Source organism: Thalassospira xianhensis MCCC 1A02616, from assembly GCF_003326475.1.
In the GTDB taxonomy this organism is placed as follows: Bacteria; Pseudomonadota; Alphaproteobacteria; order Rhodospirillales; family Thalassospiraceae; genus Thalassospira; species Thalassospira xianhensis.
Genome location: NZ_JPWA01000014.1, coordinates 76,575 through 103,415, shown reverse-complemented (window position 1 = coordinate 103,415; position 26,841 = coordinate 76,575). Strand labels below are relative to the sequence as shown.

The 26,841-nt window shown below is 55.7% G+C and carries 27 protein-coding genes; 15 read left to right on the top strand and 12 right to left on the bottom strand.

The window, feature by feature from the left end:
- Positions 1–22: 22 nt before the first annotated feature.
- Positions 23–3,733: a vitamin B12-dependent ribonucleotide reductase gene (locus tag TH5_RS13040; protein WP_114122264.1), complete on the bottom strand. Its 3,711-nt coding sequence runs from the start codon at positions 3,731–3,733 to the stop codon at positions 23–25.
- A 947-nt stretch (positions 3,734–4,680) separates the two neighbouring features.
- Between TH5_RS13040 and TH5_RS13035 the strand changes: the two genes are divergently transcribed.
- From TH5_RS13035 to TH5_RS13005, 7 genes are all read left to right on the top strand, one after another.
- The gene (locus tag TH5_RS13035; protein ID WP_114122227.1) at positions 4,681–5,043 is read left to right on the top strand and encodes an NADH:ubiquinone oxidoreductase subunit NDUFA12; all 363 of its coding nucleotides are present in this window, start codon (positions 4,681–4,683) and stop codon (positions 5,041–5,043) included.
- Positions 5,044–5,200: 157 nt separating this feature from the next.
- Positions 5,201–5,677, top strand: a complete 477-nt coding sequence (gene mlaD / locus TH5_RS13030) for an outer membrane lipid asymmetry maintenance protein MlaD (protein ID WP_114122226.1) — start codon at positions 5,201–5,203, stop codon at positions 5,675–5,677.
- Positions 5,678–5,837: 160 nt separating this feature from the next.
- The gene (locus tag TH5_RS13025) at positions 5,838–6,083 is read left to right on the top strand and encodes a hypothetical protein (protein WP_114116183.1); all 246 of its coding nucleotides are present in this window, start codon (positions 5,838–5,840) and stop codon (positions 6,081–6,083) included.
- Positions 6,084–6,089: 6 nt separating this feature from the next.
- Positions 6,090–6,533 carry a DUF2155 domain-containing protein gene (locus TH5_RS13020; RefSeq protein WP_114122225.1) on the top strand — a complete coding sequence of 148 codons (444 nt, stop codon included), beginning with the start codon at positions 6,090–6,092 and terminating at the stop codon, positions 6,531–6,533.
- Between the two features lie 381 nt (positions 6,534–6,914).
- Positions 6,915–7,508 (top strand): YceI family protein, encoded by a 594-nt coding sequence (locus tag TH5_RS13015; RefSeq protein ID WP_114122224.1) that lies wholly within the window; start codon positions 6,915–6,917, stop codon positions 7,506–7,508.
- Positions 7,509–7,581: 73 nt separating this feature from the next.
- On the top strand, positions 7,582–8,136 hold the full coding sequence (locus TH5_RS13010) for a cytochrome b (RefSeq protein WP_114122223.1): 555 nt from the start codon (positions 7,582–7,584) through the stop codon (positions 8,134–8,136).
- A 2-nt stretch (positions 8,137–8,138) separates the two neighbouring features.
- Complete coding sequence (locus TH5_RS13005; protein ID WP_114122222.1) at positions 8,139–8,714, top strand: YceI family protein; 576 nt, start codon at positions 8,139–8,141, stop codon at positions 8,712–8,714.
- Between the two features lie 89 nt (positions 8,715–8,803).
- On the opposite strand, the gene TH5_RS13000 is transcribed toward TH5_RS13005, so the two are convergent.
- Positions 8,804–10,504, bottom strand: a complete 1,701-nt coding sequence (locus TH5_RS13000) for a methyl-accepting chemotaxis protein (protein WP_114122221.1) — start codon at positions 10,502–10,504, stop codon at positions 8,804–8,806.
- A 216-nt stretch (positions 10,505–10,720) separates the two neighbouring features.
- Complete coding sequence (locus tag TH5_RS12995; RefSeq protein ID WP_114122220.1) at positions 10,721–11,419, bottom strand: alpha/beta hydrolase; 699 nt, start codon at positions 11,417–11,419, stop codon at positions 10,721–10,723.
- A 682-nt stretch (positions 11,420–12,101) separates the two neighbouring features.
- Here TH5_RS12995 and TH5_RS12990 point away from each other — a divergent pair.
- Complete coding sequence (locus TH5_RS12990) at positions 12,102–13,439, top strand: MATE family efflux transporter (RefSeq protein ID WP_114122219.1); 1,338 nt, start codon at positions 12,102–12,104, stop codon at positions 13,437–13,439.
- A 32-nt stretch (positions 13,440–13,471) separates the two neighbouring features.
- On the opposite strand, the gene TH5_RS12985 is transcribed toward TH5_RS12990, so the two are convergent.
- A complete protein-coding gene (locus TH5_RS12985) occupies positions 13,472–13,948 on the bottom strand; it encodes an Lrp/AsnC family transcriptional regulator (protein WP_007091953.1) in 477 nt (158 codons plus the stop codon).
- A 469-nt stretch (positions 13,949–14,417) separates the two neighbouring features.
- On the opposite strand from TH5_RS12985, the gene TH5_RS12980 reads away from it, so the two are divergent.
- Positions 14,418–14,915: a GNAT family N-acetyltransferase gene (locus tag TH5_RS12980; RefSeq protein ID WP_223305055.1), complete on the top strand. Its 498-nt coding sequence runs from the start codon at positions 14,418–14,420 to the stop codon at positions 14,913–14,915.
- Between the two features lie 4 nt (positions 14,916–14,919).
- A complete protein-coding gene (locus TH5_RS12975) occupies positions 14,920–15,366 on the top strand; it encodes an Rrf2 family transcriptional regulator (RefSeq protein ID WP_114122218.1) in 447 nt (148 codons plus the stop codon).
- A 93-nt stretch (positions 15,367–15,459) separates the two neighbouring features.
- On the opposite strand, the gene TH5_RS12970 is transcribed toward TH5_RS12975, so the two are convergent.
- The gene (locus tag TH5_RS12970) at positions 15,460–17,307 is read right to left on the bottom strand and encodes a DEAD/DEAH box helicase (RefSeq protein ID WP_114122217.1); all 1,848 of its coding nucleotides are present in this window, start codon (positions 17,305–17,307) and stop codon (positions 15,460–15,462) included.
- Between the two features lie 214 nt (positions 17,308–17,521).
- Between TH5_RS12970 and TH5_RS12965 the strand changes: the two genes are divergently transcribed.
- On the top strand, positions 17,522–18,082 hold the full coding sequence (locus tag TH5_RS12965) for a hydrolase (RefSeq protein WP_114122216.1): 561 nt from the start codon (positions 17,522–17,524) through the stop codon (positions 18,080–18,082).
- The gene (locus TH5_RS12960) at positions 18,079–18,816 is read left to right on the top strand and encodes an alpha/beta fold hydrolase (RefSeq protein ID WP_114122215.1); all 738 of its coding nucleotides are present in this window, start codon (positions 18,079–18,081) and stop codon (positions 18,814–18,816) included. Before TH5_RS12965 ends, TH5_RS12960 begins: the two co-directional genes overlap by 4 nt.
- Here the strand turns inward: TH5_RS12960 and TH5_RS12955 are convergent.
- Both TH5_RS12955 and TH5_RS12950 read right to left on the bottom strand, forming a co-directional pair.
- Positions 18,813–19,652, bottom strand: a complete 840-nt coding sequence (locus TH5_RS12955; RefSeq protein WP_167443543.1) for a substrate-binding periplasmic protein — start codon at positions 19,650–19,652, stop codon at positions 18,813–18,815. The two genes, TH5_RS12960 and TH5_RS12955, sit on opposite strands and share 4 nt — an antisense overlap.
- A 324-nt stretch (positions 19,653–19,976) precedes the next feature.
- Positions 19,977–20,591, bottom strand: a complete 615-nt coding sequence (locus TH5_RS12950) for a hypothetical protein (RefSeq protein WP_114122213.1) — start codon at positions 20,589–20,591, stop codon at positions 19,977–19,979.
- Between the two features lie 138 nt (positions 20,592–20,729).
- Between TH5_RS12950 and TH5_RS12945 the strand changes: the two genes are divergently transcribed.
- Complete coding sequence (locus TH5_RS12945; protein ID WP_114122212.1) at positions 20,730–21,281, top strand: cytochrome b; 552 nt, start codon at positions 20,730–20,732, stop codon at positions 21,279–21,281.
- Positions 21,282–21,337: 56 nt separating this feature from the next.
- On the opposite strand, the gene TH5_RS12940 is transcribed toward TH5_RS12945, so the two are convergent.
- The gene (locus tag TH5_RS12940; protein WP_197467338.1) at positions 21,338–21,865 is read right to left on the bottom strand and encodes a TetR/AcrR family transcriptional regulator; all 528 of its coding nucleotides are present in this window, start codon (positions 21,863–21,865) and stop codon (positions 21,338–21,340) included.
- 81 nt (positions 21,866–21,946) lie between these two features.
- Between TH5_RS12940 and TH5_RS12935 the strand changes: the two genes are divergently transcribed.
- Positions 21,947–22,471 (top strand): dihydrofolate reductase family protein, encoded by a 525-nt coding sequence (locus TH5_RS12935; RefSeq protein WP_114122211.1) that lies wholly within the window; start codon positions 21,947–21,949, stop codon positions 22,469–22,471.
- A 39-nt stretch (positions 22,472–22,510) separates the two neighbouring features.
- On the opposite strand, the gene TH5_RS12930 is transcribed toward TH5_RS12935, so the two are convergent.
- On the bottom strand, positions 22,511–23,431 hold the full coding sequence (locus TH5_RS12930) for a glutaminase (protein WP_114122210.1): 921 nt from the start codon (positions 23,429–23,431) through the stop codon (positions 22,511–22,513).
- 86 nt (positions 23,432–23,517) lie between these two features.
- Entirely contained in the window at positions 23,518–25,500 is a 1,983-nt protein-coding gene (gene parE / locus TH5_RS12925) for a DNA topoisomerase IV subunit B (protein WP_114122209.1), read from the bottom strand.
- Positions 25,501–25,773: 273 nt separating this feature from the next.
- Here parE and TH5_RS12920 point away from each other — a divergent pair, with 273 nt between their 5' ends.
- Positions 25,774–26,199, top strand: a complete 426-nt coding sequence (locus tag TH5_RS12920) for an acyl-CoA thioesterase (protein WP_062951777.1) — start codon at positions 25,774–25,776, stop codon at positions 26,197–26,199.
- Positions 26,200–26,309: 110 nt separating this feature from the next.
- Here the strand turns inward: TH5_RS12920 and TH5_RS12915 are convergent, their stop codons facing one another.
- Positions 26,310–26,600 (bottom strand): type II toxin-antitoxin system RelE/ParE family toxin, encoded by a 291-nt coding sequence (locus TH5_RS12915; RefSeq protein WP_114122208.1) that lies wholly within the window; start codon positions 26,598–26,600, stop codon positions 26,310–26,312.
- On the bottom strand, positions 26,597–26,839 hold the full coding sequence (locus TH5_RS12910; RefSeq protein WP_114122207.1) for a type II toxin-antitoxin system ParD family antitoxin: 243 nt from the start codon (positions 26,837–26,839) through the stop codon (positions 26,597–26,599). Before TH5_RS12910 ends, TH5_RS12915 begins: the two co-directional genes overlap by 4 nt.
- Positions 26,840–26,841: the final 2 nt, after the last annotated feature.

The following is a 26,841-nucleotide window of genomic DNA, read 5'->3' as shown; positions in this document are numbered from 1 at the left end:
TTTTGCGGTGGTTCCGGAGCTTTTAGGAGCAGCCAGTGGTGCCGCCGCAAGAGTCGCATTTCAGGCAGGTGCCGTTACGCACCAGAGTGAAGTTGCCGCAATCGGGGCAACCGTCGCCTTCGTAGCCTTTCATGCGGGCTTCGCGGATGCGGTCCATTTTGGCGTCCGTGGCCGACATGACTTCTTCGCTGGCGTTCAGGATCGCGGTTTCGCTGCTGGTCGGGGCAGCGGTGGTTGCGATGCTGGCGGTTTCGGCCTGATGGCTGTGGTCATGCGAGTGGGCATGATCGGTGCCGGTTGCCTTCATCACCACGCGTTCTTCGACCGGTGCGCCGCCATCGACAACATAAAGGTTGCGACGCACGAAGCCGCTGGATGCGACCTTGCGGATGGTTTCGATCGCGCGGTCTTCGGCCTTGGCTTCCTCGCCAAGGTCGCCTTCGGCCACACCCTTGCCAACCGCGTCCGGCAGAACGTCGGACGGCTGGACATGGGCGAGGTCGTTACGACCGAGATAGGAAATGGCGAGTTCGCGGAACATGTAATCAAGGATCGAGGTTGCCATCTTGATGGCGTCGTTCCCGGAAACCATGCCGGACGGCTCGAAGCGGGTGAAGGTGAAGGCTTCGACATATTCTTCAAGCGGCACGCCATACTGAAGGCCGATGGAAACAGCAATCGCGAAGTTGTTCATCAGCGAGCGGAAGGCGGCGCCTTCCTTGTGCATGTCGATGAAGATTTCGCCCAGTTTGCCGTCTTCATATTCACCGGTGCGCAGATAGACCTTGTGTCCGCCGACGGTGGCCTTCTGGGTGTAACCCTTGCGGCGTGACGGCAGGGAACGACGGTCGCCACGAATGACGCGTTCGATGATTTTTTCGACGATCTGTTCGGAAACAGCGGCCGCCTTGGTTGCGGTCGGCTGATCGGCGTAATCGTCTTCTTCGACGAGGGCGGCATTCAGCGGCTGGCTGAGTTTCGAGCCATCGCGATAGAGCGCGTTTGCCTTGAGGCAGAGACGCCAGGACAGCATATAGGCGTCCTTGCAATCCTGGATTGAGGCATTGTTCGGCATGTTGATGGTTTTCGAAATCGCACCCGAGATGAACGGCTGTGCCGCGGCCATCATGCGGATGTGGCTTTCAGCCGACAGGTAACGTTTGCCGATACGGCCACACGGGTTGGCGCAATCGAAAACGGGCAGGTCTTCGTCACGCAGATGCGGGGCCTGTTCGAGCGTCATCGCGCCGCAAACATAGGTGTTTGCCAGTTCGATCTGCTTTTTGTCGAAGCCAAGGGCGGCCAGCATGTCAAAGTCCATGCTGTTGAGTGCCTTGCTATCGAGGCCAAGCTGCTTGACGCAGTATTCTTCGCCAAAGGTGTATTTGTTGAAGACGAATTTGATGTCGAATGCGTTGGCAAGTGCGCCTTCGATTTTCGAAATCGCATCATCGTCAAAGCCCTTGGCCTTGAGATCGTCATGGGTGATGGTTGGCGAACCAACCAGGGTGCCATGACCGACCGCGTATTTTTCGATGTCGCGGATCTGACGTTCGGTATAGCCGAGTGTTGCCAGTGCGACCGGAACGGTGCGGTTGATGATTTTGAAGTAACCGCCGCCAGCAAGCTTTTTGAACTTCACAAGGGCGAAGTCCGGCTCGATCCCGGTGGTGTCGCAATCCATGACCAGACCAATCGTGCCGGTTGGCGCGATAACGGTGGTCTGTGCGTTGCGGTAACCGTGTTTTTCGCCCAGTTCCAGTGCCTTGTCCCATGCCGCACGCGCAGCAACCGGAAGTTCGGCATAAGGAGAATCGGCGGCAACAAGCGGAACCGGATTGATCGACAGACCTTCGTAGCCTTCCTGTTCGCCGTGTGCGGCACGGCGATGGTTGCGCATGACACGCAGCATTTCCTTGGCGTTATCGGCATAGCCCGGGAAGGCACCGAGTTCGGACGCCATTTCGGCCGACGTGGCATAGGAAACGCCACACATGATTGCGGTCAGAGACGCGCCAATCGCACGGCCTTCGTCGCTGTCATAGGGAATGCCCATGCTCATGAGCAGGCCGCCAATGTTGGCATAGCCAAGGCCAAGCGTGCGGTAACGATAGGACAGTTCGGCGATACGGTCAGACGGGAACTGTGCCATCAGAACCGAGATTTCCAGAACGACGGTCCAGAGACGCACGGCATGTTCATATGCCGCGACATCAATGCCACCATCGTCCGAACGGAAGTTCATCAGGTTGAGCGAGGCGAGGTTGCAGGCCGTATCGTCAAGGAACATATATTCCGAGCACGGGTTGGACGCATTGATGCGACCCGAATTCGGACAGGTGTGCCATTCGTTGATCGTGGTGTCATACTGGATGCCCGGATCGGCACACGCCCATGCGGCTTCGCCGACCTTGTCCCACAATTCGCGGGCGGCAAGGGTTTTGGAAACCTTGCCATCGGTACGGCGGATCAGTTCCCAGTCACCGTTATCAAGAACAGCCTGAAGGAAGTCGTTCGAGACGCGAACCGAGTTGTTCGAGTTCTGACCCGAAACGGTCAGGTATGCCTCGGAGTCCCAATCGGTGTCGTAGGTCTTGAAGCTGATTTCGGTGAAGCCCTGACGGGCGAATTCGATGATCTTGTTGATATAGCTGTCCGGGATCATCACGGCACGGGCGGCCAGCACGGCTTCTTTGAGCTGCGGGTTGGCACGCGGCAGGAAGCGATCCTCGGAATCTGCGGCACCGTCCCAGTTGGTGCAGGCAGCCAGAACATCGGTCAGGTGCTTTTCGGCCAGTTTCGAACCGGCGACGAGGGCCGCGACCTTCTGTTCTTCGACGACTTTCCAGTCGATATAATTTTCGATGTCCGGGTGGTTGATATCCACCACGACCATTTTGGCTGCCCGGCGCGTGGTGCCGCCCGACTTGATCGCGCCAGCAGCGCGGTCACCGATTTTAAGGAAGCTCATGAGGCCCGAAGAACGGCCGCCACCCGAGAGCGTTTCGCCTTCGCCGCGGACATTCGAGAAGTTCGAACCGGTGCCCGAACCGAATTTGAACAGGCGGGCTTCGCGGGTCCAGAGATCCATGATGCCGCCCTCGTTGACGAGGTCATCGGAAACCGACTGGATGAAGCAGGCATGGGGCTGCGGATGTTCATAGGCACTGGCCGATTTGGTCAGTTCGCCGGTTCTGAAATCAACATAGGAGTGACCCTGCGCCGGGCCATCAATGCCGTAGGCCCAATGCAGACCGGTATTGAACCATTGCGGCGAGTTCGGCGCACCCATCTGGTGGGAAAGCTGATAGCGCATTTCATCGAAGAAAGCCTGCGCATCGGATTCGGCATCGAAATAGCCGCCTTTCCAGCCCCAATAGGTCCAGGTGCCAGCCAGACGGTCAAAGACCTGGGTGGCGCTGGTTTCGCTGATATAGCGCGATTCCGACGGCATTTTTTCGAGCTTGGCCTTGTCAGGCGCCTGACGCCAGAGCCAGGACGGAACGTCCTTTTCCTTGACCGGCTTCAGCGCGACCGGAACACCCGCCTTTCGGAAGTATTTCTGCGCAAGGACGTCACTTGCCACCTGCGACCAGGAGGACGGGACGTCGATATCTTTCATTTCAAAAACAACCGAGCCGTCGGGGTTTTTGATAACGCAGGACGACTTACGAAAATCGATGTCGGCGTAAGGGCTGACACCTTCCTGGGTGAACTTTCTGCTGATCCGCATGGTCTGCTCCGTTTTGGTCAGACTTGATGTCGTGCGCATAAGCACCAACACGGCCTGAACATTATATAGTTTGCTCAACGCTCATACGCTGCCCCCTGGCCTTTATAAAATGGCCATGTTTGGGCGAACGGAAATCTGTAATCTTTGGTGGTGGTCCCCCCTTGGAACCATCCGGTCCGTGGCCAAGACTATAAGGCCAAAATTTCGGGGTAGTCCACCAAACTTTGTGGTTGACAGCGATTTTTATCACTAGATGTAGTGGTTCAATCGATGTCGCGCATATTTGATGTTTGGAAAATCTCGTTAAGATTGTTTAAACGCCCCGCAAGCCCGCGGAATACTGCGCTTCTGACGATGGTGCGGCCATCACAAGTCCGTAAGACTCGGACTACATCTTGTGCCGGGACGAGATGACCCCCACAACGCAAAACAAAGCTAACGCCGTTTGCATTTGAAATCCAGCGCCAAGCACAGACAATGCCGTTTCGGAGATGTTTCTAGCACGGGGAAGTCTGATAACATTTTGATATTTATATGAAAATCATTGTTTTTATCCGGCGCGAATTTTCAAGCCGGGCAGGGTATATGCAGGACCGATAGTCTTGGAATGCTGTGGATAAACAGGTGGACAAGACCGCGTGACGATTGTGTTGCAATGAGTCGGCCATACACAAGTGGTTGTGGGTTGTTTTGGCGGTGTTTTCGCGGAGTCATACCCCATATTGTGTGTCTGCTCCGACTTTGCGGGGGCTTGTGCGGGAAATGCAGTGTTTGCACCTGTCTGAAACATTGACTTTGCAGCAACATCACGACATATAAGGTCCTTATTGACCGCCGGACACAGGCCGCAAAATCAGGGCCCGCCAGCAAACACCGCTTTGCAAATACGGGCCTTTTGTCTGCGCGCCGCCAAAGGCGGAAGAACCAGATCTGGAGAGAGACCACACATGGCCACCGTCGGGACCCGCATTTTTACCGCGCTGTATGGCAAACGCGTCGGCGAAGACCGTTTTGGAAATATCTATTACACCGAAAAGAAAGCCGCCAATGGTCGCCGTGCGAAACGTTGGGTGATCTATAAAGGTATTACCGAGGGTTCCAAGGTTCCGGCTGAATGGCATGCATGGCTGCATTACACGATTGATGCGCCGCTGTCGGAAAAGGCCGAAGACCGTTACGAGTGGCAGAAAGAACATCTGCCGAACCTGACCGGGACCAAACATGCCTATCGCCCGAAAGGCCATGAATATAGTGGTGGCCAGCGCGCCAAGGCGACTGGTGACTATCAGGCATGGTCGCCGGAAGGCTGATCGGGAATCGTTATATTTTGCAACCGGGCGCGACAATATGTTGGCGCCCGGTTGTGTTTCTACCGGGTTTTTACGCCAAAGTGCCCGAGCCGGTTGTTTTTTCGGCCCGCACGCGACAATATGCAGATCAACAAGATACCAGAGACGGATAAGGTCCATGAGCAACAGACTGATCGAGAGCCTTGCAGGGGCAGCCGTAATCGCCGTGGCGGTGGGCTTTGCGACCTATTCCTATTCCCGGGCGGGCATCGAGTCTGTTGACGGATACGAACTTTCGGCAAGCTTCAACCGCATTGATGGCCTGACGGTTGGCAATGATGTCCGGATTTCTGGCGTCAAGGTTGGCTCGGTCACGGCGCAGGAACTGAACCCGAAGACCTATATGGCCGTGGTCAAGATGACAGTGCGTTCCGATGTTGAATTGCCAGCCGACAGTTCGGCCAAGATTGCGTCTGACGGATTGCTGGGCGGCAAGTTCGTATCGCTGGAGCCGGGCGGGGATATCGACATGCTGGCGCCGGGCGGCGAGATTGAATACACGCAAGGGTCGGTTAACCTTGAAGAGTTGATCGGACAGGTGATTTATTCATCCGGCGGCGGTTCTGGTGGCAATTCTTCGGACAGCCCCGAATAGGCGCTTGATCCGGTGAACCGAGCCGGAATGGCGGGCACGAAACCGGCCATGATTTTGCCGGTTTTACCGGTCAGTTTGCCGCAAAGTATCTTTGACAGCTTGCGTAACGTGATATCGACACCGATATCCTGATCAGATCGAAAGGCAGCGGAGCCGCTTGATGAGCAAATCCGATAGCATGAACAGGAATTTCCCCACATGGCAGGACCCCGAAGGGGCACCGCTTTCGTGTGTGGAGAAGATCAAGGTTCTGAACGAGAATTTCGGCGAACTGCGTGAAATGATGCAGGAAGCAATGGAAGACGCGTTGCTGATGGGTTGCGACGAGGAACAGTTCCGCCAGGTGATGCGCAGCGTTGTTGAAGAGCTGCACAATCCTTATGGCAAGCCAGACGATCAGGACTGATTATTCATGAAAACCAAGATAGTGTTTGGCGCTGCGGTTGCCGCGGTTGTTTCTGTGGCTGCGTTGACGTCTGCTTTTGCGCTGGATTATCGCCCGGCACAAATCGCCCAGCTTCAGGGGCTTGATAAAATTACCGCCCGCATTTCGACCTTTGAGGTGCCGGTGGGCCAGACGGCGAAATTCGGCACGCTGACGATCCGGGTTGATGCATGTTATCGCACCCCGCCGGAAGAACGCCCGGAAAGTGCCGGTTTCCTTGAAATTTCCGACCAGCGTGAAGATGCCGAAAAGACCGTCGCCGAACTGTTTTCGGGTTGGATGTTTGCGTCAACACCAGGTCTTTCGGGGCTTGAACATCCGGTTTATGACGTGTGGGTCAAGGAATGCATTGATCCGAATGATCAGGGATCAGGCGCCGTTGAACAGGGGCAACCCGCCCCCGCGGAATGATATTCCCGCACAAGATTGTTTCCAAATGCAGGCCGATGCAAAGAGCGTCGGCCGCAATTGTTTTGGGGAATGATTTGTGACGGCGGGATATCAGATGATTTGACGTTACGTCACGCAGGGGATTCGCAATGGGAAAGAGGCGCCTGTGCCCGGTAAACCGGGGATTTTGTCGGAAAGTATATCGATTTTGGTTCTGATATCAGTGCGTTCTCATTTTGGATAAAATAAGGCGCAAATGGTGTTTATTGTTTCCTTTGGGGAAAATGAGTGTTGCGGGCTGTCCGGCTTGAGGTCAGGGGCATGTGCTGTCATCCTTTTTCCAGTTTTGTTGCGATGCGGCAATTCGCGTCGAACGATTTTTTTAAACAAGGGATGTGCATAATGTTTACGTCAATCAAGAAGGCCGGTTTCGTTCTGGCGATTGCAGCGGGTCTTTCGGGGGCTGCCGTTTCGGCGCAGGCCGCCGAGAGCTATAAGCTTGATCCGACCCATACCAGCGTGATCTTCATCGTCAACCATCTTGGTTTTTCCAACTTCCAGGGCCGTTTTGGCGGCACGAGCGGCGAACTGACGCTTGATCGTGAAAACCCGGCGGCATCGTCGGCGATCATTACGATTGACCTCAATCAGGTTGATACCGGTGTCGAGGGCCTCGACAACCACATGAAAACCGCCGACTTCCTGAATGTTGAACAGAACCCGACCGCAACGTTCAAAAGCACCTCGATCGAGATGACCGGCGAAAAAACCGCCACCATCACCGGCGATCTGACCCTTCTGGGCCAGACCAAGCCGCTGGTTCTGGACGTGACCCTGACCGGTGAAGGCGATCACCCGATGACCGGCGATCATGTTCTTGGTTTCGGCGCGACCGGCACCGTGACCCGTTCGGAATATGGCATGAACTATCTGGTTCCGGCTGTCAGCGACGAAGTCGAACTGCAGATTTCGACCGAGTTCCTGCAGCAGAAATAACGATACTGACAAACCGGCGGCGGCGTGTGATTGTCCCGCCGGTTTGGTGTTTTTTGTCCTGAGAGGATCACATATGGCGCTTCGCAGTACGCAAACGGGCTTTGGTCCGGTGACCAAGGGTTTTCACTGGCTGATGGCGATCCTGTTTGCCACGATGTTTGCGATTGGCTGGTATATGGATCTTTTGCCGCTGGGGCTGGAAAAGCTGGCGTGGATTTCACGCCATAAATCGATTGGTGTTACCATCCTTTTCCTGGCAGTTTTGCGCATTATCTGGCGTCTGGCCGAACAGACACCGGCGGGACTGGGTGAAAAGGCATGGGAACGTCAGGCGGCGAAACTGGCGCATTTCGCGCTTTATGCCGTGATGCTGGCGATGCCGCTTAGCGGGTGGCTGATGTCGTCGGCGGCGAATTTTTCGGTCAGTGTCTTTGGCCTGTTCACGCTTCCTGACCTCGTCGGGCCGGACAAGGTGCTTTATGAACAGCTGCGCTTCACCCACTGGATATTGTCCTGGGTGATTGTCGGCCTTGTCGGGCTGCATGTTGCGGCGGCATTCAAACATCATTTCATCAATCGCGATGCGACGCTCCGCCGGATGCTTCCGGGGACGGGGAAAGGGAATTGATCATGACGTCTTTGTTTAAAAACATTCTGCGTGCTTCGGCGATTGTACCGGTGATGGCCATTTGCGCACCGGCCTTTGCCGCCGATCAGTGGCAGGTCAAAGCCGATGACAGCGATATCGAATTTGCAGGCACCCAGCTTGGCGCGGATTTCGAGGGCGAGTTCAATAAATTCACCGCCGAAATCACCTTTTCGCCGGATGATCTTGCCGGATCGAAAGTCAGCGTTCTGATCGATATCGCATCGGTTGATACCGAAAATGCCGATCGTGACAGCCAGATCATTTCAGCAGACTGGTTTGATGTTGCGCAGTGGCCGACTGCAAAGTTTGAAACCAAATCCTTCCGCGAAATCGCGCCGGGCCAATATGAGGCGACGGCTGATCTGACGATCCGGGATGTGACGAAGGAAGTCGTTCTGCCCTTTACGCTTGAGATCGAGGGCAATGAGGCGGAAGCCGAGGGGACGGTGACGATCAAGCGGACGGATTTCGGCGTCGGGCAGGGGCAGTGGAGCGATACCAGCCAGGTGGGTGACGATGTGACCATCCGCATTGATATTGATGCGACACGGTCATGATGCCGATGGCGCGATAGTCCGATAGTCCGATGAACAAAAAAACAGCCGCCCACCGGGCGGCTGTTCTCATTTTGGCGCAGCAGTCGATATCAGGCGGCTGCGTTTTTACGCAGATCGGCAAGGAAGCTTTCGACGGCCTGATCCAGGGAGACGGCTTCGGCGACGAGTTTCTCGGCTGTCTGGGCAAGCTGGGTCGTGCCTGATGAAACCTTGCCCGCATTGTCATTGACGGTTTCAATGCGTTCGGACACCTCGCGGGTGCCGTTGGCGGCTTCTTCGACGTTACGTGCGATTTCGCCGATGGCGGCGTGCTGTTCCTCGACCGCAGCCGCAATCGCGGTTGAACTGTCAGCGACCTTGGCAATGGTTTCGGAAATACGGCGGATGGCCTCGACGGCCTCTCCGGTTTCGTTCTGGACCGAGGTGATCTGCTGGTTGATTTCCTCGGTCGCCTTGGCGGTCTGGTTGGCAAGGTTTTTGACCTCGCTTGCGACAACCGCAAAGCCCTTGCCGGCATCGCCTGCGCGGGCGGCTTCGATGGTGGCGTTAAGGGCCAGAAGGTTGGTCTGTTCGGCAATGTCACCGATCAGTTTGGCGACGTCGCCAATTTTCTGGGCCGCGTCGGCAAGGCCGGTGACGGTTTCATTGGTGCGGGTGGCTTCGTCATTGGCCTGATTGGCAATGTCGGCCGAACGCGCGATCTGCTGGGCGATTTCATCAGAGGATGCGGTCAGTTGCTCCGTCGCGGCAGAGACGGTCTGAACGTTGCCCGATGTCTGGGCCGTAGCGGTTGCAACGGCACCTGACAGCTTGCTGTTCATTTCGGTAGCGGACTGCATGTTTGCCGTCGCCTTTTTCATGTCCGAGATCGATGCCGAGATTGACTGGATCAGGCCCTTGACCCGGTTTTCCAGACTGCTTGCCATTTCCAGAACGTCCTTGCGGCGTTTCTGTTCGGCTTCGGTTTCCATCTGTTTCTGGCGTTGCTGCAATTGCAGGTTTTCGCGGGCCTGTTCGCGGAAGGCGACAACGGTGCGCGCCATATCGCCGACTTCGTCACCGCGGTCCTGACCTTCGATCTCGCCGTCAAGATTGCCCGAGGCAATGTGGATCATGCGTTCGGAAAGTTTGCGCAGGCCGTTCGTGATATCGCGTCCGACCCAGAAGCCGGCCAACATCAGAAGGGCAATGATCGATATGCTTAACGAGATGAACCAGATCGCGGAATCCCAGAAGGCAACGTCAACATCGTCGATATAGACGCCGGTGCCAAGAATAGCTCCCCATGGCAGGGGATGTGCAAAGGAGATTTTTTCAAATGTCAGTTCCTTTGGCTCGCCGGGTTTGGGCCAGTGATAGGATGAAAAACCGCCATTCGGGTTGCTGCCGGCTGCGATCAGATCACGAATGAAATAAGCGCCGTTCGGGTCCTGGACAGAGGTGAAATCCTTGCCGACCAGTGCCGGGTTGGCACCGTGCATGACCATGATATTGTCCTTGGTCAGGGCAAAGAAGTAACCGATATCACCATCATATTTGCCTGCGGAAATAACCTTGTAGAATGCGTCGATTGCGGCCTGCTGATCAAGCTCGCCGGCCTTGACCTGCTTTTGAAAATCGTTGGCCTGCGACACCGCATATTCGGTGATGGCGCGGATTTTCTCCTTGCGGTCTTCAAGCAGGGTGGTGCGCAAACTCATAAGTTCGAAGGTTGAAATGACGATCAGGCCGAGCAGGGCCACGATGGACAAACCGGCGATCTTGTAGCCGATTTTGATTTTTTGCAGCATGTAATGATTTCTCCCGACCCACACCGAATGTATAGATGCCTCGACAATATGACTGTCGGGCTTTCTGACGCTGTCCAGACAGATTTCCTATACTTTGGGGTGGGCCGCTAGTCTTTCAATAAGGTGCAAAAAAAATCCTGTAACATCATATACGAAAACACCTGCCTTCGATGTGAGGGCAGGTGTCTGGCGGTGTATCGGAATTTCCGGGCGTTTTCAGCCAAGATGCGATTGCAGGAATTTCATCGCCAGAAGAATGCCTTCCTCGTCGATGCCGTGCTGAAGGCCGGGGCGTTCGTGCAGTTCGGCATCAAAACCGTTGGCGGTCAGGGTATCAAGTGCCAGTCGGGATGCCTCTATCGGGACGACCGGGTCGGCGGTGCCATGTACCAGCAGAACTGGCGGTCTGGTTTTGATCGCACTTGCAAATGCCTCGTCGCTCAGAAGCGCGCCGGAGAAACCGACGACACCGGCAAGAGCCGGATCGCGACGCGGTGCGGTTTGCAGCGACATCATCGTGCCCTGCGAGAATCCGATCAGGGCAAGCTTGCTTGCCGGAAGGTCATGTTCGGCCAGAAGGGTATCGATGAAACGGTCGATATAGGCGGAATTTTTCGCAGCCCCCTCGGCCATCGCACGAAGCGCGCCTGACATGGTTTCGGGCTTGCGGCGGAGAAATTCCGGATCGTATTCGGCCAGACTGAACCATTGCCGTCCGAAGGGCGACATTTCGCATGGAAACGGGGCATTAGGCGAATAAAACGCGGTGTCGGGCAGGGCACGGGCAAAATGCGGTGCCAGCCCGATCAGGTCATTGCCATCGGCGCCATAGCCATGCAGCAGGATCACGATGCTTTTGGTCGTGCCCGATGCGGCCGGCAGCATCGGTCCGTTCAATGCGGTTTCGGCGGTCATGTCAGATCAGATCCCTTCGTTTGTCTTTGTCCCTGATTAGCAATGCTGCGTCGCAACGGCCAGTCTTTTTATATCTGGCGGTTTCCTGTGGCAGCAATTTGATCGCGACGATGTCCCTTGATGAAGCGGTAAATGATCGGTTTGCCCCGCATTGTATGGGGCCAAAGGAGGGAACGGTCGGACAAATACCCGGCGGGTGATGCATCGGGCATGTAAATGACGGAACAGGGCCGTGATCCACGTCGTGATATGACCTGTGGATAACTTTGTGGATGATTGGCCCGGTATAGCCAGAATTGATCAGGATTTCTGTCAATAAAGCATGATTTTGCGACAGCGAACTATTCATTGGGATAGTATTTTGGGCAGCAATCATGACCAAATGGTCGAAATTCCTGTCGCAAATTTATTGCGGTTTCACAGTCATTTGTCGGGAATTGTGAAAAAATCATGACATACATTTGCATTTTGGGCGGGCTTTGGGAAGGCCGGGCAGATCGGAAAAAATCGCCTAAAGGGTGAATGAGGTGCAGATCGTATTCCACAATGTGGATTCTTTGATGCATAACAGTTCCAAAGGTGCCTTTTGCACCGCTGCAAACTGTGTCACAAGAAATCCTCCGGATGATCCGGAATTCGCCCCATCCGAAGAAGACTTTCCGAGGCCCCGATGAGTTCCCCTGTGAGCCGTACGCGCCGCTGGTTCGGCAAGGGGGATCGACGCGTTCTGGCGTTGACCCTGCCGATTATTCTGTCCAATGCCACCGTTCCGTTACTGGGTGCGGTTGATACCGCTGTGGTCGGCCATCTGGACAGTCCGCATTATATTGGGGCGGTTGCGGTCGGGGCGCTGATTTTTTCCTATGTGTTCTGGAGCTTTGGCTTTTTACGCATGGCGACCACCGGGCTTGCCGCACAGGCCGACGGGCGGCGTGATCCGAACGGGGTCAGGGCGGTATTTGTCCGGGCAGCGCTGATTGCGGTGACGGCGGGGCTTGCGGTTATGCTGCTGCAATGGCCGATTATCGAGCTTGCCATGGCCTTGATCCAGCCGACCGCCGCAGTCGAGGCAGCAGCACGGGATTATTTCCATGTGCGCATCTGGGCATCGCCCGCGACATTGATGCAGTACTGCATGCTGGGCTGGTTGCTGGCGATGCGCGACGCGCGCGCGGTGTTTATTTTTCAGGTGGTTCTCAACAGCCTGAACATGTTCCTTGATATCCTGTTTGTCCAAGGCTTTGGCTGGGACGTCAAGGGGGTGGCGGGTGCCACGGTGATTGCCGATTATTCCGGTGTGATGCTGGGCTGGTTTTTGATGCAGCCGCATTTAAAACGGCTTGGCGGAACGTGGCGCGGGATCGGTATTTTTGATCGAACCCAACTGGCGCGCCTGATGAAAATCAATGGCGATATCTTTGTGCGCACCATGGCGCTGACATCGGCCTTTGCAATTTTCACCAGTTTTTCCGCCCGCTTTGGCGAGGTGACATTGGCAGCGAATGCGGTTTTGCAGAATTTCCTGATGTTTGGCTCGTTCGCGCTGGACGGGTTTGCCCATGCGGCGGAAACGCTTGTCGGGCAGGCTTATGGGGCGGAGCGGCGCAAACAGTTCCTGTGGGCGGTGCGCAAGACAACGATCTGGGCGATTGTATCGGCGGTGGTGATGGCGGCGATCTTTGGCCTTGCCGGACCGTGGATCATTGATGGCCTGACGTCGATCCCGGAAGTCCGCGATGCATCCTACAGCTATCTGTTATGGGCGGTGATGTTGCCGATTACCGGGGTGCTTGGTTTTCAGTTCGACGGGGTGTTTCTGGGCGCGATGCAGACCAAGCACTGGCGCAACATGATGCTTTTGTCGGTGGCGATCTATGCCGGGATGGCATGGGGGGCGGTAGTGGCAGACAGCAACCATCTGCTTTGGGCGTCGTTTAACGCGTTCTTCCTGCTGCGCGGGGTGACGCTGGCGGTGCTGTTTCCGACGATCATTCCCGCAGGTCGCAAGGCGACGGCTTAGGGTGGCGAGGCCAGACGCCGAAAAACCGGCGGTTATGCCTCCGGCACGGGCAGGGTGGTGCTGTTTTTGACTTCGTGCAGGGTGAAGCTTGACTTGATGTTGGCGACACCGGGCAGCTTCATCATGACGTCGGACAGGAAACGCTGATAGGCGGCCGGGTCCTGCACGACAATGCGCATCATGTAATCCTGATTGCCGACCATGGCATAGCAATCGACGATTTCCGGGTGGGATTGCACGGCGGTTTCAAAGCGGCGCAGTGACGGTTCGTCATGCTGGGTCAGGGACACGGTAACAAAGACGTTTACGCCCAGACGCAGATGTGACGGGGCCAGCAGGGCGACATATTTGCGTATCACGCCACTTTCTTCGAGCTTGCGCAGGCGACGCAGGCAGGGGGACACGGAAAGACCGACCTTGTCGGCCAGTTCGACCATCGAGATGCGCCCGTCTTCCTGAATCTCGCGAAGAATTTTGCGATCAATTGCGTCGAAACCGTTGCGCGCCATGGCGTGCCCCACTCCTTATACTCGATAGATGTTGCTGCAATTCCGGTCCATTTCGCGCCGGGTCGAACTTTGCGAAAGTTACCCGTTTACGCAAAATTTATGCTGGGCGATAAGCCATGACTTCGCGTTCCTGTCAATCTTTGCGTGATCCGGGCGCGATGTTTTTACGGTAACAGATTGTGATTTCGAAACCGTATCAAGAGACCCCGAAATTCCCGGTTGCCAGGCAGGGCAAAACAGTCTGGTTTGCAATGCGAAAAACGTTAGGACTTGCACAGAACAAATATCGGGGTTATGTGGTTCAAATCCTTGTGTTGCTTTGCTTTGTGAGCACATGCAGCGGAACTTATCATTGCCGCGCGCAGTGATGACAGTGTAGTATAATCGTACCAATTTACGTATTTTACTCCTGTCAGGAGCTGGGGGGTTGGGGTTTTACCAACCTGCAGGATAAGAAAGGCATTACGTGGTGGACGCTGCGCAAGATACACCGGGATATAACCTGGTCTCGATTGGCGAGCATAAAATCAATATTCGTCCGGCGGTAAAGGATGACCTTGCCAATGTGGTCGCACTTGATGACCGCACAACGGGCCTTCGCAAGCCGGAATATTGGGATGACCTGTTCACCCGTTATGGCAACCGGAAGGATTCCCGGTTTTTCCTGATTGCCGAAGAAGGCGACACGCTTCTGGGCTGCATTTTCGGGGAAGTCCGGTCATGGGAATTCAACTCGGTCCCGTGCGGCTGGGTCGGCACTGTCAGTGTCGAGCCGAACTTGCGCATGGGCGGGATCGGCAGCATTCTTTACAAGGAAATCTGCCGCTGTTTCCGCAAGGCCGGTGTGACCAAGATCCGCACCATGATCCCGCGCGATGCGACCGACCTTATGTCGTTCTTCCGCGCGCAGGGCATGATGGCCGGTCCCTTTATCCAGCTTGAAACCGATATGGACGAAGGGGTGTAACGCCATGATGTCTTTGCAAAAGGCGACCCTGTTCGCACTCTATGCCGTGCTGGAACTGGCCGAGGATACCGACCGGCAGCTTTCGGCATCCGAAATCGCCGAGCGATACAATATTTCGACCAACCATCTGGCGAAGGTCCTGCGCGATCTGGGCCGGGCGGGGCTTGTTGAATCGGTCCGCGGTGCCGGTGGCGGTTATCGTTTCTGTGGCAATGCCAAGCGCACGACGCTGCTTGATGTTGTCAGGCTGTTTGAAGAGGTCGGAGCCGGCCCGACAAGCGGCATTGTGCAGGAAACCAATGCCGGTGTGGCATTGTCGTTGGTGATGGACGAGATCGAGGAAATCACCCATGCGACGTTGCTGTCGATTTCGATTGAAACCATGCTGAAACTGATGCGCAAGCGCCGCCCGGAAAAACCGAGTTCCACCGGATTGTTCCGCGCGGTTTAACCGCCCGCGTCGATCATCATATTCACCAAAAAGGCCGTCAGATTTTTCTGACGGCCTTTTTGATTTTCAGAACCCGGGAAGGTTTCCGCAGCATCAGCTTTCGCTGGTTGCGGTATCGCTTTTCGCGGCGTCGGCATTTTCAGCCTTTTTCGCGGCGGGTTTTTTCGGAGCAGCCTTTTTGCGCGGACGACGGGCGGCCTTTGGCTTTTCTTCCTTGGCCGGGGCGTCTTCAGTTGCCGGAGCCGGAGTTGCCACCGGTGCAGAAGGTGCGACCGTTTCGTCCTTTGCCTCGGGTGCCGGGGCTTCTTTTTTGGCCGCTGCCTTGGACGTTCTGGTGCGGGCCGGTTTGGCGCGCGTGGCTTTTGCCGGTGATTTTTTCGCCGGTGCCTGTTTTTCGACCTCGTCGGCGCGCGGCTTGCCTAGGCTTGACGCCGGAACCGGGGTCAGCAGGAAGGCCGGAACGTGATCGCCAAGACCGATAACAGGTTTGTCGTCACGGTCATAACGATCGTCCCGGTCACGACGCGACGATGAACGTCCTGCATTGCGGTCGCGGTCCTGATAGGCCGGGCGGCTGGAACGATCATTGCGCGGCTTTGTATCGCGCTGTGTCGCATTTTCGCGCGGCTGCTGTGCCGGGGCGGCATCCTGCTTTGGCTCGTTACGGGCTGGGGTCGTGGCTTTGGCGTCGCGTTCAGCGCGGTCGTCACGGTTGCTGTTGCGTGCCGGACGATCATTGCGCGGGGATGCGTCGCGCACCGGTGCCTTGCGGCTTTTCTTCACACGGCGTTTCTTGCCGGTGAAGTCCAGTTCAAGGGTTTCGATGCCTTCAAGCTCGGTTAGCGGAATGTCCATGTTGATGGATTTGTTGATCGCAGCAACAAGTTTGCCGTCTTCGGGCACGGCCAGCATGAAGGCCTTGCCTGCGCGGCCAGCACGACCGGTACGGCCGGTACGATGGACGTAATCCTCGGCGTTGAAGGGCACGTCGAAGTTAAAGACGTGCGAGACATCGGCAACGTCAATCCCGCGTGCGGCAACGTCCGAGCAGATCAGCAGGGTGATTTCGCCGGACTTGAATTTATCAAGCGTTTCGGTGCGTTCGCTCTGGACCAGATCGCCATGCATGCGACCGGCATTGAAGCCGTGCTTGGTCAGCGATTTGAACAGGATATCGACGTCTTTTTTGCGGTTGCAGAACACAAAGGCGTTCTTGACGTCTTCCTGACGGACAAGTTTGCGAAGGGCTTCGCGTTTGTCCATTTCATCCATGACAAGGAGTTTATGTTCCACCGTGGTCGCCATGGTCGAGGGCGGGGAAACGGTGATTTCCTTGGGGTTGGACAGGAATTTGTCGGCAAGGCGACGGATTTCCTTGGGCATGGTCGCCGAGAAGAAAAGCGTCTGGCGCTGCTTGGGCAGCATGTTGACGATTTTTTCAATGTCGGGGATGAAGCCCATATCAAGCATACGGTCGGCTTCGTCGATCACCAGCAGTTTGCAGTCCGACAGAAGCAGTTTGCCGCGTTCAAAGGTATCGATCAGGCGACCCGGGGTCGCGATGATGACGTCAGCACCTTTTTCAAGGATTTTCTGCTGTTCGACGAAGGATTCCCCGCCAATGATCAGCGCCTTGGACAGCGACATGTATTTGCCGTAGGTGTCGAAGTTTGCTGCTACCTGGGTCGCGAGTTCGCGGGTCGGTTCGAGAATGATCGAACGGGGCATCCGCATGCGCGCACGGCCATGATGCAGGATATCAAGCATCGGCAAGGTAAAGCTGGCTGTCTTGCCCGTACCTGTCTGTGCACAGCCCAGAATGTCACGTGCCATCAGGACGGACGGAATGGCCTGGCTCTGAATGGGGGTCGGGGTATCATAGCCGGCGTCTGCGACGGCTTTGAGGATATCTTCGCTCAGACCGAGATCGGCGAAATTCATATGGTTCGTTTTCCCGCAATAGAATGCGTTATGATGTGATTATCGCTGCGATAAAGCAGCTTGCGTCGTAAAGCGAAGCCTTAATTAAGTCAAGAAAAACGCCTCAAAAAAGGGTTAAAGAGGCAATTTAACCCGGTGCGAGAGGCTTGTTTGCCACAGACCGGAAGCGTAATCTGGTGAAATAGACAATGAAACGGGGAGAAAAACGGTGTTGATGGACGCATCACGTGCAAGTCTGGTGATTATCGATGTTCAGGAGAAGCTCTATCCGGCCTGTCAGGACCCTGATGAGACCGTCGAGAATTGCTGCTTTCTTGTCAAATGCGCCAATCGTTTGAATGTTCCCGTCATTGTGACTGAACAATATCCCAAGGGGCTTGGCCATACGGCCCCCGCGATCCTTGATCTGATGATGAAGGCGTCCGATACCGCCGATGGCGGCAATGTCGTTTCCAAGGTCAGTTTTTCAAGTGTGCCAGCCGATGGCTTTATGGAAAAGATTGAAGAAACACCGGGGCGTGATCAGATTGTCATTGCCGGGATGGAAACCCATGTCTGTGTGCTTCAGACCGTGATGGAGCTTATTGATCGCGGGCGCGAGGTTTATGTAGTGGCCGATGCGGTGACATCGCGCAGCATGCATGACAAGATTTTCGGCCTGGAACGCATGCGCGATGCCGGGGCGAAAATCGTGACGCGGGAAAGCGTGATGTTTGAATGGTTGCGCGTGGCGGGTACCCCGGAATTCAAGGAACTGAGCGCGCTGATTAAATGACGGCCAATCCCCATACGGCCATTCCGGTTGTCTTTCTTTCGGGGATGCTGGCCGATCAGCGGATGTGGCAGCCGGTGATGGCCCGCGTGGATGCGCGTGCCCGGCGGGGTGTTGCCCCGGCGATCACGCCGATTATCCCGGCACTTGATACCAAGGACGATGTGGTGGCCATGGCAAGGGATGTCCTTGATCTGGCACCGGATCGTTTTGTGTTGGTCGGGATGTCGATGGGCGGGTATGTCGCGTTTGAAATCCTGCGCATGGCGCGGGAACGGGTATCTCACCTGATGCTGGTCAATACGCGGGCGACGGCCGATGACCGGTTGATGCGACGGCGCAGGCTTTTGCTTGCCCGGCTTTCGGGTCGGAACCTGCCGTTTCAGGGGGTGAATGACGCGATGCTTGATGACATGCTCCATCCCGATCATCGGCACAATCGCGAACTTGTCAGGCTGCTCTCGGATATGGCAGAGAATCTGGGCGAGGATGTTTTCAAGCGCCAGATCACAGCCGTTGCCAACCGACCGGACAGCATGGCGTTGTTATCGGAACTCGATATCCCCTGCACCGTGATGGTGGGGGAAGCCGACCGGGTGATCAGCCCAGCATCGCATCATGAAATGGCGGCACGTATTCCCGGTGCGACGATGATTGATGTTGTCGGGGCAGGGCACTATGTCCCGCTTGAACAGCCCGACTTCTTTGCCGATGCCTTATGCGAACTTGTTACCTAGGGTGTTGATATCCTGGTGTCGGACGGGGCGAGCGTATCGCTTAGAACCATTTCGATGGTGTTTTCATCGGTCAGATACTGAGCATAAAGCTTTTCAAGTGCGCCGTTGCTGCGCTGTCTGGCGAGGTAGCTGTTAAAGCGTCGCATAAGGCGCGCATTTACGGGGCTTACCGGCAATGCAAGGCGATTGATCGTATTCATCAGCGGCGTACGGTGGATCGACAATGCGGCAATTTCATCATCGGCCAAATGGGTAACCTGCTTTAGCGATGCCTTTTGCGCATAGCCGCAATAGATCAGTGCGACATCAACCCGCCCGGCAAGCAGCAGGGCAATCGATTGGCGGATCGAGTTGAACCAGATGACGTCAAAGCGTCCCTCGTCGCGATGGCGGGCGAGTTGACCATGCAGTTGCAGGCCGCGCGCCATCGAGACCTGCAAGCCTTCAAGATCGGCAGGGCGTCTGATCACCAGATCGCGTTGTTTGAGAGTGACCGCATAGAGGCTTGTGGTGCTGATGCCGTCGGACAGGATGAAGGCACCGGTTTTGGTGTTGCCGGGAATGCCGATGAACCCGGCCGGGTTATTCTGACTGTCTTCGAGTGCGCGTTTCAGCGGCAAATTCTGGAAGGTCATGTCGATCTGTTGGAGTTTGCTGAAATCATGCAGCAGGTCATAAAGCACACCACTGGCATGACCATTGATCTGATAGCTTTGCGGGAAGGCTTCCTGATCGGCAAGGATGGTCAGGCTCAGGTCATAAGCATTTACGGGATCGGGATGATTGTCACTGGCCTTTGCCGCCGAACCCTGCACCGCGGCGCATGCCATGATCATGATAAATCCGGTGCAAATCATGCCACGCAGATATGGCAGGATCAAAGGCCATACAGAAAGGACAGAAGACTTCAATTTTACCCTGTTTTTCATTTCAGGGTCGCCAGCCAGTGCCAAAGGCAACCAGATGGGCGCGCGCAATTCGCCATTACGTGCCATTTCTGGCAACGGTCATTCCCCATTCGAGTAGTCTTCCCTGTTTTTATCGGCATTTATTTTCATGCCTGATGCCTACCCTTGTGGGTAGTTGAAGACAGGTTGCCCGGAATGGAGAGCAAGAGCAAGTGTGATCCGGCGGGATTTATACCAATTGCTATTTTTGGTTTAGCAATCCGCGCGCCTCATACCGCATCGATGGTCATCGTCATCACGGATATAACGGGGAAACAGTTGGTAGATAATTGTGTCGCCGTTTTCGATAAGGTGTTGTTCGAATTCATCTTTTATGAAGTGTGCGCGGAGTTCGGAGATCGGGCTGTCACCCGCACAGAATGCAATCCGGACCGGGATACGGGTTGTGTCTGCGGGATAATCGGTAGTCTCGGGGGCGGTGCATATTTTCTCGCTCATGGTTGTCTGCGATGGGCTGACAGCAACGACGACGCGATAGCCATCGCGCAGGGTCTGATTCGGGGCGAGATCACCGGCATCGGTAATGAAATCAAGACGTGGCGGATAACCGTGATTGGACAGTGCAGATGCCCATGTTTCCGGGGTGACAAGGTTTTCCCTGTCATGAACTTCGACCATCATGATCCGGCTTGGCGCGCCATAGGTTTTGAAGCTTTCGACTTCGGCAACATGATAGTTCGGATATTCAACCACGGTCATGTTGCTACACCCCGCCAGCAACAAGGCACTTCCCATAACGCCGCCCGCAAGCACGCGCAAAATGGCGCGCGGAGACAATTGTTTCGAAGCGTTGGAAAGGGGGCTCATGGGGGCTCCTTGCGGGTGTGGGGCGATAAAATTCCGGTCTGCGACAAATTGATACAGATGCGACAAACCCTTGCGAAACTTTGCACCTAAAGTTTGGACGGGATCAGTTTCGTCATATTCCGTCATGAGGGTACAATTATGTCTGTTATCTCTGAAAGGCAAATTTCGCGATGGCCGCACTGGTCGGTTCCGGTACTGCACTGGATCATGGCGCTTCTGATCTTTGGTACCTTTGCCATTGGACAGGTCATGGAAGATTTCCCGCGCTCTGAAAGGGGGGCCATCATGGGATATCATGCCCTGCTGGGGCTTTCGGTGCTGGTTCTTTTCCTGCCGCGCATTTGGGCGGTCTTGCGCCGATCCCCGGTGGCGGTGGGCGATGATCCCCGTATCGTGAAAATGATGGCACGCATCGCGCATGGTTTGCTGTATCTGGTGATGATTGCGATGCCGGTCACCGGGCTTTTGGCGGTGATGACATCGGGGCGCAGTTTTTCGGTCGCCGGATTGTTTTCATTACCCGATCTGGGGCGGATCGAATGGCTTCATGAAGGGGGCGAGGAAATTCACGAATTTTTCGTCCCGGTTCTGGTGACATTGGTCGTGCTGCATGTGATTGCCGCCTTTTGGCATCACTTTATCCGCCATGATGAGGTTCTGGCGCGCTATGTGCCGTGGTTGCGGAAGTGATAAACAGCCAGGCATCAATCTCAAAACCCGGCCAACATGTCGGGTTTTAAGATTTGTTATTTGATGACTCGTGTTACCCATTCTCGCAAGGCCGTCCGGATGGCGTGATCGGCCGATTGATCACGCGTAAATGCCCACCATGTGTGGGCACCTTGCCAGATGCTTGCCATTTGCCAGCCAAGCTGTTTGCCTTCTACTTGGTTGTCCGACAGGCGGCGGCCAAGTATTTCGGCAAGGCGGTGCCCCCATGCGGCCCCGCGTTCGCGCAGTATCGGATTGCGGATATCTTCACGCAGCAAAAGAAGGCCGTCAGTGGTGTCGCGTTCTGCCGTTTCGGGCGGCATCAGGCGCATCAAAAGGGCGATGGCGCCGTCCGGTGTTAGTGGTTCCTGCATATCCGCAGTGGAGGTTTCAGTATCAAGCTGGTCCCATGCGCGTAGCAGAATAGCCAAAACCAGTGCATCACGATTGCCGTATCGCTGTACCAATGTTGCCGGGGACAGGCCGCATGATTTTGCCGCTCGTGCAAAAGTCAGCCCGGCCGGGCCGGTTTCCAGCAGGGTTTCAAAAAGGGTGTCGAGCACCTGGTCATCGGGAATCGTCTTGCTTCTTGCCATAAAGTTTTATAAACGTATGTTCATTTATAAATCAATGGAGAATTCATTGTGGCTAGAATTCTTGGATATATCGCCAGCAGTCTGGACGGAATGATTGCGGATCAGGATGACAACCTAGATTGGCTTTTTGCATATGACGGCATGGAACTTGGTGACCATGATTATAACAAGTTTCTCAAGCGCATTCGTACCGTTGTGATGGGGCGGGGGACATATGATTTCATTGCCCGACAGCCATCTGACTGGGCATACGGTGCGCAACGAGTGATTGTTGTGACATCGCGTCCGATTGAGAATCCTGTTGCGGAAATTGAAGTGCGCAGTGATGTCGATGCCTTGATCAAGGAGCTTCGCGCGCTTGATGATGGGGATGTCTGGATGTTGGGTGGTGGGCAACTGCAGATGGCATTTCTGGAACGCGGGGCGCTGGACGAAATCGAAATTTACGTCACGCCCGAAATGCTTGGCGGTGGAAGACCGCTTTTTCCAATGACGGGATTTCGCACCAGCCTGACGCTGATCAGTGCGCAGGCGCTTGATCGTGGGTGTGTGCGGTTGCACTACCGGTTCTAGAGACCTCATATAGGGCAGGGCGTCGGCCTGTTGTCCGGCTCAGAAAACCGATCGTCCGATAGCGCGGATCAGCATTTCAAGTGCCTTGATGCCAGCGGCGGAATTGCCGCGTGTGTCAAGACGCGGCGACCAGACGCAGACGGAAAATTCGCCGGGAATGACGCCGATGATGCCGCCGCCAACCCCGCTTTTGGCCGGGATGCCGACGGTAAAGGCAAAATCGCCCACCCCGTCATACATGCCGCATGTCAGCATCAGCGCATTGATGCGGCTGGTTTCTTCGGGCGCGATCACGGTGCGGCCATCAATGCCGACACCCTTGTTGGCAAGGAAGAAGGCGGCACGCGCCATTTCACGGGCGGTCATCGCGACCGAGCATTGCTTGAAATAAGCGCGCACGACGTCCTCGACCGGGTTGTCGAGCTTGCCGAAGCTTTTCATCAGATAGGCAATGGCGCGGTTGCGATCCCCGTGCTGATCTTCGGACAGATAGACATCGTTATCGACGCGAATGCCGGGATTGCCGCAAAGCTGGCCAAGGAATTCGGCCACCGAACGGTCCGGATTGGCGTAGCGCGATGCGATCAGATCAGCAACGCGGATCGCCCCGGCATTGATGAAGGGATTGCGCGGGATGCCGTGTTCCTGTTCAAGCTGGATCAGGGAATTGAAGGCGGAACCGGATGGTTCGCGCCGGACGGCTTTCCATAACTCATCACCGTGTGCGCGCTGGGCCAGCACAAGGGCGAAGACCTTGGAAATGCTTTGGATGGAAAAGGGCAGGTCTGCCTGGCCGATGGCAAGTTCGTTTCCGCCAGCCGTGCGCAGAACCATGGCAAAATGATCATCGGGAACGCTGGCAAGGGCCGGGATATAGTCGGCCTTGCGGGCATCGGCAAAATCGGTCTGGTGGATCGCGTCCGAAATATCCTGGAGGATGGCGGCATAATTGTGGGTCATTATGTGTCCGCTTTGTTTATCAGGCTGTCAGGGACAAAAAACCCGGCGCAGGGCACCGGGTTTGATGATGAAGAATTTTAATCCGATCAGACGTCGATATCCTCGACAAAGCGGGCGTGTTCCTGAATGAACTGGAAGCGGAGCTCCGGCTTTTTGCCCATCAGGCGATTGACCAGATCCTTGGTCTGGCCACGCGCATCGGGTTCGGCTGCATCGGGCAGGCAAACGCGCAGCAATGTACGCTTTTTCGGTGCCATCGTGGTTTCGCGAAGCTGCGGGGGCGGCATTTCACCCAGACCCTTAAATCGGGAAATCTCGACCTTGCCACGGTTTTTGAATTCGGTATCGAGCAGGACCTCTTTTTCCGCGTCATCCATCGCATAGATGGATTTCCCCCCCTGTGTCAGGCGGTAAAGCGGCGGCATGGCAAGATACAGGTTACCGTTTTCAATAAGGCCGGTCATTTCCTGATAGAAGAAGGTCATCAGCAGGGATGCGATATGTGCGCCATCGACGTCAGCATCGGTCATAATGATGATGCGTTCATAGCGCAGATCGGAAAGCCGGAAATCGGAGCCGGAACCGCAGCCAAAGGCTTCGATCATGTCCTTGATTTCCTGGTTGGCCATCATCTTTTCGCGGGTCGCGGACGCCACGTTAAGGATTTTACCGCGCAGCGGCAGAACGGCCTGTGTTTCGCGATCACGTGCCTGTTTGGCGGAACCGCCTGCCGAGTCACCTTCGACCAGGAAGATTTCAGTTCCGGCGGCGATGGAGCGCGAGCAATCGGCAAGCTTGCCCGGAAGGCGCAGGCGACGGGTTGCTGACTGGCGTTTGGTTTCTTTCTTTTCCTTGCGGCGCTGGCGTTCTTCGGCGCGCAGTATAATGCGTTCAAGCAGGCGTTTGGCATTTTCGGTATCACCGGTCAGCCAGTGATCGAAATGGTCGCGAACCGCGGTTTCCACCAGTTTGGTGGCCGATGCGGTGCCGAGCTTTTCCTTGGTCTGGCCCTGGAACTGCGGATCGGGAATAAAGACCGACAGCATGATGCAGCCGCCGCCAAAGACGTCCTCGGCGGTGATGGCCGCGGCCTTTTTCTGACCAACCATGTCGCCATAGGTCTTGATCGCCTTGGTCAGGGCATAGCGGAAACCAGCTTCGTGCGTACCGCCAAGCGGGGTCGGGACGGTGTTACAATAGGAATGGAAATACCCTTCGCCGCCATCCGGCCATGCAATCGCCCATTCAACGCGACCGGCACTTTCGGAAAACTTGGCTTCGCCTGCGAACGGGCGTTCGGTGATCAGATCACGCCCTTCGATGGTCATGTTCAGGTAATCGAGAATCCCGTTGGGGAATTTCAGGACTTCGTTCTGCGGGGTCGGATCATCGCTTGTCAGCAATTCCGGATCGACCGACCAGCGGATTTCGACACCCTTGAACAGATAGGCCTTGGAGCGCGCCATACGGAAGATCGTGGCGGGTTTCAGCTTGGCCCGGTTGCCGAAAATTTCGGGATCGGGGCGGAAGATGACCGTGGTACCGCGGCGGTTATTGACCGCACCACCATCCTGAAGCGGACCCAGCGGGGTGCCTTTGGAATATTCCTGAAACACCAGTTTGCGGTCGCGTGCGACTTCGACCCGGAATTTGTCGGTCAATGCGTTCACCACCGACATACCCACCCCGTGCAGACCGCCGGATGTTTCATACGCCTTGCCCGAAAACTTGCCGCCCGAATGAAGCGTGGTCAGGATGACTTCAAGGGCGGATTTATCGGGGAATTTCGGATGCGGATCGGTCGGAATACCACGGCCGTTATCGCGCACCATGACGGTGTTGTCGGTTCTGAGTTCCAGCTCGATCCAGTCGGCATGGCCGGCAACGGCTTCGTCCATCGAGTTATCGAGGATTTCGGCAACCAGGTGATGCAGTGCGGCATCGTCCGTGCCCCCGATATACATACCGGGACGGCGGCGCACAGGCTCCAGGCCTTCGAGAACTTCGATATCCTTGGCGGAATAGGCGTTTGTGGTCGATTGGTTTGAATCTTCGAAAAGGTCGGTCATGCCCCGGAACGCAACTTCTTTATTATGTTAAAACAAGGTCCAACGACGTATATCTGTTTGATCGATTTTACGAAGTTCTGACCCTAGGCTTAACGAGTATCATATGTTTTCAGATGCGGCCCATAAAAATGTTTTTTGGGCGTGAATGCAAGCAGTGGTCTTGCCAGAGATCATAATTTCGTTGTGGCAGCGCAGAAAACGATGCCAGACTTCTCGCGAAAACCGAGACCGTCAGGTCCAATAAAAATACCGGCTCAGACAGGAGTAAGCCCGATGGCGAATGAGAGTGAGACCACACACGGCACCGACAACACCATGCCGCGCGGTGACATGTGCACCCGAACCCTTGCCATGCCTGCCGACACCAACCCGAGCGGCGATATTTTCGGCGGCTGGCTGATGTCGCAGATGGACATCGCGGGTGGTGTGATGGCAAGCCAGATCGCCGAGGGCCGCGTTGCCACGGTGGCGGTGGATGGCATGACGTTCCATCGCCCGGTCTATGTTGGGGATGTGGTGTGCGTGTATGGCGATATCGAACGGATCGGTAATACATCGATGGTGCTGCATCTTGAAAGCTGGGTGCTGCGCAAAAACCAGCCGCCGCGCATCAAGGTGACAGAGGCAACCTTTACCTTTGTCGCGATTGACGCCGAAGGCCGCCCGCGCCCGGTGCGCAAGGATGAGGTTGCGGTTTAAAGAGGCAAATTCGGGTTTCCGGCCGTTGCGAGGTGCCGAGCTGGAAACCGTCGTTGCGTCAAGTCTGGATTCCCGCTTTCGCGGGAATGACGCGTGGAAATGGGGCGTCGTTATACCGCCGATAAATCTGGGTTTTCACGACCCAGAATGCGCATAATCAAAGGGATATTGCCGTCCATGCGGTAATAAATGGTGTGCGCGGCAAAAACACAGCGGCGATATCCGGGGAGGATATTATCGGCAGACTGATAAATTGTGGGCGACCGCGCGATTTTGTCGAACTGTTCAAACAACGCGTCGAAATAGATGTCTGCCTGTTGTGGCCCGAAAGTTTCAATGCCGTATCGATACAGGCGTCTGATATCGTCTTCTGCGAGTTTGCCAAGACGATAAGAGGTCATTTGAGCTTCAGGTCCGCCTTGACGCTCGCGCGTATATCTTCTTTATCCATCGAAGAAAAGCCGCTTTCCTCGGCGGCATTCAGAGCATTGCGAATGCGTTCGATTTCTGCCATGCGCATCTGTTTTTCCCGCAAGGCTTCGCGTACCACTTCGCTGTCGGAGGCGTATTGACCGGTTGAAAGCTGGGCCTGAATCCAGGCTTCCTGCGTTTCAGTGACCGTGATGCTTTTTTTGATCATAA

Excerpts from the sequence above, each read along its gene's own strand:
- TH5_RS13015 (WP_114122224.1), top strand. The coding sequence starts at position 6,915 with ATGTTTACGTCAATCAAGAAGGCCGGTTTCGTTCTGGCGATTGCAGCG.
- TH5_RS13040 (WP_114122264.1), bottom strand. The coding sequence starts at position 3,733 with ATGCGGATCAGCAGAAAGTTCACCCAGGAAGGTGTCAGCCCTTACGCC.
- TH5_RS12950 (WP_114122213.1), bottom strand. The coding sequence starts at position 20,591 with ATGAGCCCCCTTTCCAACGCTTCGAAACAATTGTCTCCGCGCGCCATT.
- mlaD (WP_114122226.1), top strand. The coding sequence starts at position 5,201 with ATGAGCAACAGACTGATCGAGAGCCTTGCAGGGGCAGCCGTAATCGCC.
- TH5_RS12995 (WP_114122220.1), bottom strand. The coding sequence starts at position 11,419 with ATGACCGCCGAAACCGCATTGAACGGACCGATGCTGCCGGCCGCATCG.
- TH5_RS12930 (WP_114122210.1), bottom strand. The coding sequence starts at position 23,431 with ATGACCCACAATTATGCCGCCATCCTCCAGGATATTTCGGACGCGATC.
- TH5_RS12955 (WP_167443543.1), bottom strand. The coding sequence starts at position 19,652 with ATGATCATGGCATGCGCCGCGGTGCAGGGTTCGGCGGCAAAGGCCAGT.
- TH5_RS13000 (WP_114122221.1), bottom strand. The coding sequence starts at position 10,504 with ATGCTGCAAAAAATCAAAATCGGCTACAAGATCGCCGGTTTGTCCATC.
- TH5_RS12970 (WP_114122217.1), bottom strand. The coding sequence starts at position 17,307 with ATGAATTTCGCCGATCTCGGTCTGAGCGAAGATATCCTCAAAGCCGTC.
- TH5_RS12985 (WP_007091953.1), bottom strand. The coding sequence starts at position 13,948 with ATGGCGCGCAACGGTTTCGACGCAATTGATCGCAAAATTCTTCGCGAG.
- TH5_RS12960 (WP_114122215.1), top strand. The coding sequence starts at position 18,079 with ATGACGGCCAATCCCCATACGGCCATTCCGGTTGTCTTTCTTTCGGGG.
- TH5_RS13005 (WP_114122222.1), top strand. The coding sequence starts at position 8,139 with ATGACGTCTTTGTTTAAAAACATTCTGCGTGCTTCGGCGATTGTACCG.
- TH5_RS12945 (WP_114122212.1), top strand. The coding sequence starts at position 20,730 with ATGTCTGTTATCTCTGAAAGGCAAATTTCGCGATGGCCGCACTGGTCG.
- TH5_RS13010 (WP_114122223.1), top strand. The coding sequence starts at position 7,582 with ATGGCGCTTCGCAGTACGCAAACGGGCTTTGGTCCGGTGACCAAGGGT.
- TH5_RS12910 (WP_114122207.1), bottom strand. The coding sequence starts at position 26,839 with ATGATCAAAAAAAGCATCACGGTCACTGAAACGCAGGAAGCCTGGATT.
- TH5_RS13020 (WP_114122225.1), top strand. The coding sequence starts at position 6,090 with ATGAAAACCAAGATAGTGTTTGGCGCTGCGGTTGCCGCGGTTGTTTCT.
- TH5_RS12920 (WP_062951777.1), top strand. The coding sequence starts at position 25,774 with ATGGCGAATGAGAGTGAGACCACACACGGCACCGACAACACCATGCCG.
- TH5_RS12975 (WP_114122218.1), top strand. The coding sequence starts at position 14,920 with ATGATGTCTTTGCAAAAGGCGACCCTGTTCGCACTCTATGCCGTGCTG.
- TH5_RS12915 (WP_114122208.1), bottom strand. The coding sequence starts at position 26,600 with ATGACCTCTTATCGTCTTGGCAAACTCGCAGAAGACGATATCAGACGC.
- parE (WP_114122209.1), bottom strand. The coding sequence starts at position 25,500 with ATGACCGACCTTTTCGAAGATTCAAACCAATCGACCACAAACGCCTAT.
- TH5_RS13035 (WP_114122227.1), top strand. The coding sequence starts at position 4,681 with ATGGCCACCGTCGGGACCCGCATTTTTACCGCGCTGTATGGCAAACGC.
- TH5_RS12965 (WP_114122216.1), top strand. The coding sequence starts at position 17,522 with ATGGACGCATCACGTGCAAGTCTGGTGATTATCGATGTTCAGGAGAAG.
- TH5_RS13025 (WP_114116183.1), top strand. The coding sequence starts at position 5,838 with ATGAGCAAATCCGATAGCATGAACAGGAATTTCCCCACATGGCAGGAC.